Source organism: Mesorhizobium sp. M2C.T.Ca.TU.002.02.1.1, from assembly GCF_003997225.1.
Genome location: NZ_RZTO01000968.1, coordinates 1 through 2,097, shown reverse-complemented (window position 1 = coordinate 2,097; position 2,097 = coordinate 1). Strand labels below are relative to the sequence as shown.

Annotated in this window: 2 protein-coding genes; both read left to right on the top strand. The window is 66.8% G+C overall.

Going from position 1 to position 2,097, the window contains the following annotated elements:
* A partial coding sequence (locus tag EOD07_RS32115) for a lipopolysaccharide biosynthesis protein (RefSeq protein WP_164772745.1) occupies nt 1-786 on the top strand: 786 nt, incomplete at its 5' end.
* The gene (locus EOD07_RS32110; RefSeq protein WP_127238119.1) at nt 786-2,066 is read left to right on the top strand and encodes a GNAT family N-acetyltransferase; all 1,281 of its coding nucleotides are present in this window, start codon (nt 786-788) and stop codon (nt 2,064-2,066) included. The genes EOD07_RS32115 and EOD07_RS32110, both read left to right, overlap by 1 nt.
* Nucleotides 2,067-2,097: the final 31 nt, after the last annotated feature.

The following is a 2,097-nucleotide window of genomic DNA, read 5'->3' as shown; positions in this document are numbered from 1 at the left end:
GGCCTGCACTACATGCCCGACGCCAGGACCGCGATCTTCGCCTCGATCGCCGCCACCTACGTCACCACGCTCGGCCAGCTGATGGCCGTCACCTCGCGCATGGACAAGAAGATCCCGCCCGGGCCGATGGCGGTGCATTTCGGCCAGTGGATCCTCGTCTCGCTGCCGATCTTCCTGGTCGAGGGCTTCTTCTTCCTGCTCACCAACGCCGACGTGCTAATGGTGGGCGCCTATCTCGATCCCAATGACGTCGCCGTCTACTTCGCCACGGTGAAGACGCTGGCGCTGGTGCATTTCGTCTATTTCGCGGTCAAGGCCGGCGTCGCCCAGCGCTACGCCCAGTTCACCCATGGCGAGCCGCATCGGCTTGCCGCCTTCGCCCGCGAGACCGTCTCCTGGACCTTCTGGCCCTCGTTGCTGATGGCGCTGCTAGTGCTGGCGCTGGGCGAGCCGATGCTGATGCTGTTCGGTCCCGAATTCGCCGCCGGCTATCCGCTGCTCTTCCTGCTTGTGCTGGGCGTCGTCGCGCGCGCCGCCGTCGGCCCCTGCGAGAGCCTGCTCACCATGAGCGGCAACCAGAACATCTGCGCCGCCGTCTATGCCATGACGCTTGCGCTCAACATCGGCCTCAACGTGATCCTGATCCCGCTCTTCGGCCTCTGGGGCGCGGCGATCGCCACCAGCCTCGCCATGGTCTTCGAGGCCAGCGCGCTCTCCTTCACCGTCTGGCGCAAGCTCGGCATCGTGATGGCGATCTTCGTGCCTGCAAAGAAGGAAATTGCCTGATGGCCGCCGTCCCGTTGCTCGAAGAGACCAGCGGCGGCCCCGCCGGCGCCATGGTCTCCAACCTTGCCGGCCTCGCGCGCGAGGCCGACCCGGCGCATATCGAGCTCTTCGCCAGCAACCGGCCGGAACGCAAGCTCGCCATCTATCCGGCCTCGGCCGGCTTCGACCTCGTCGAGGAGCTCGACTATCTCAGCGCCCGCGCGATCGAGCCCAACGTCTTCTTCAACCCGCGCTTCCTGGCGCCGGCGATGCCCAGGCTGGAAGACCGCGAGGTGCGGCTGGCCGTCATCCGCGACGGCGACGAGTACCGCAACCGGCTGCGGCTTCTGGTGCCGTTCTCGGTCGAGCGGCCGGCGATCCCGCTCGGCGTTCCGGTGATGCGCACATGGTCGAGCCCGTTCGGCCCGCTCGGCACGCCCCTGGTCGACCGCGACGATCCCATCGGCGTCATCGAGGATTTCTTCTCGATGCTGTCGAGGCCGCATCTCAAGCTGCCAAAAGTCTTCGTGCTGCCCGATATGCGCCTCGACGGTCCGGTGGCTAGCCTGCTCACCTCCTTTGCCGACAGCCGTGGCTTGACCATGGTGACCACCGGCAAGGTCGAGCGCCCGGTGCTGGAAAGCAGCGCCGATGGCGAGGAATACCTCAAGGCGTCGCTGCGCGCGCATCACCACCGCGAATTCCGCCGCCTGAAACGGCGCCTTGCCGATCAGGGCAAGCTCGAGCATGTCGTGGCGCGCGGACCGGACGAGATCCGCCACGCCATCGAAAGCTTCCTGACGCTGGAAGCGGCCGGCTGGAAAGGCCGCGAGCGCACGGCGATGGCGATCGACCGTTACCGCGCCGCCTTCGCCCGCGAGGCCGTTCACCGGCTGGCCGAGCAGGACATGTGCCGCATCCACCTCCTGACGCTCGACGCCCGCACCATCGCCTGCCTGATCGTCTTCGTCGAGGCCGGCGTTGCCTACACATGGAAGACGGCCTATGACGAGACGCTTTCCGCCTATTCTCCGGGCACGCTTTTGATGATCGAGGTGACCAAGCAGCATCTCGACGATCCCAACATCGTCATGACCGATTCCTGCGCGGTTCCGGACCATCCGGTGATGAGCCGCCTGTGGAGCGAGCGCAAGCCGATGGGCACGCTGGTGGTCGGGCTGACGCCGGACGCCGACCGGCTGGCCCGGCAGGCGGCCTCGCAACTGCACCTCTACCGCGAGACCCGCAACATGGCGCGCATCCTGCGCAACCGCATGCGGAGCCTCTTGAAAAGACGCTAGATGGGCGGCGGGTACCGGGGCATGCTTGTCG

What these genes read in the sequence shown, in the direction of transcription:
- EOD07_RS32110 (WP_127238119.1), top strand. Translation starts at nt 786, where the DNA reads ATGGCCGCCGTCCCGTTGCTCGAAGAGACCAGCGGCGGCCCCGCCGGC.